Annotated in this window: 1 pseudogene; it reads right to left on the bottom strand. The window is 62.8% G+C overall.

Features of this window, described 5'->3' with window-relative positions:
* Positions 1-802: pseudogene (locus B9Z45_RS17145) on the bottom strand (hypothetical protein); the annotation flags it as partial.

The raw sequence follows: 802 nt of genomic DNA, 5'->3' as shown, positions 1-802 counted from the left end.
GGTGCCGCTGGCGTTGGCCGCAGTCAGTGCAGTTTGGGCAGCAACCAGCGCTTTGGCGGCAGCAACTTCATCGGCCGCTTTGGCAGCAATCTCTTCACCGGCCGCTTTGTCCGCCGCCGCTTTGTCTTGCACCGCTTTGCTAGCCGCGTCCGCTTCAGCTGTGGCTTTGGCGGCTGCTAGTTTGGCCGCATTGAAGGCCTCTAGGGCAGTATCTTTCTCTGCTGTGGTGCCGCTGGCGTTGGCCGCAGTGAGTGCAGTTTGGGCAGCAACCAGCGCTTTGGCGGCAGCAACTTCATCGGCCGCTTTGGCAGCAATCTCTTCACCGGCCGCTTTGTCCGCCGCCGCTTTGTCTTGCACCGCTTTGGCCGCCGCGTCCGCTTCAGCTGTGGCTTTGGCGGCTGCTAGTTTGGCCGCATTGAAGGCCTCTAGGGCAGCAGCCTTCTCTGCTGTGGTGCCGCTGGCGTTGGCCGCAGTCAGTGCAGTTTGGGCAGCAACCAGCGCTTTGGCGGCAGCAACTTCATCGGCCGCTTTGGCAGCAATCTCTTCAGCCGTCGCTTTGTCCGCCGCCGCTTTGTCTTGCACCGCTTTGGCCGCCGCGTCCGCTTCAGCTGTGGCTTTGGCGGCTGCTAGTTTGGCCGCATCGAGCACGGCTTGGGCAGCAGTTTTCTCTGCTGTGGTGCCGCTGGCGTTGGCCGCAGTCAGTGCAGTTTGGGCAGCAACCAGCGCTTTGGCGGCAGCAACTTCATCGGCCGCTTTGGCAGCAATCTCTTCAGCCGCCGCTTTGTCCGCCGCCGCTTTGTCT

This window comes from Limnohabitans sp. 2KL-17 (assembly GCF_003063415.1).
In the GTDB taxonomy this organism is placed as follows: domain Bacteria; phylum Pseudomonadota; class Gammaproteobacteria; order Burkholderiales; family Burkholderiaceae_C; genus Limnohabitans_A.
This window is presented reverse-complemented; position numbering and strand designations above follow the sequence as displayed.